A 369-nucleotide genomic window follows, 5' to 3' on the forward strand; every position below is an offset into this window, starting at 1 on the left:
TATCGGGATTGCCCTCGATCGTGGACTGGGGCTGCGCGTCTGGTTCCAGATGCCTGATGGAAGCGTGAAATCCGTTCAGCCCAGCCGTCTGCATGAACATGAAACGGCCTGGGCAATGACGGTGCATAAGTCTCAGGGCTCCGAGTTCAACCATGCGGCGCTGATCCTGCCGACACAGCTTTCGCCCGTCATTACCCGCGAACTGATTTATACCGCCATTACGCGCGCGCGTCAGCGCCTGTCGCTGTATGCCGATGAACGTGTGCTGCTACAGGCGATTGCCACCCGCACGGAACGTCGAAGCGGCCTGAGCGCGATATTTGAATCCCTTTAAGCGATAGCCCCCACCGGGTGGTGAGGGCTTCGTAT

General features: G+C 59.1%; 1 protein-coding gene. It reads left to right on the forward strand.

Annotated elements, in window-relative coordinates:
• Nucleotides 1-334 (forward strand): ATP-binding domain-containing protein (locus ACPYOJ_RS34785; protein WP_481420292.1); only part of this gene is annotated, 334 nt, incomplete at its 5' end.
• Between the last annotated feature and the right edge of the window lie 35 nt (nt 335-369).

Source organism: Rhizobium sp. SVR5-9E, from assembly GCF_056755095.1.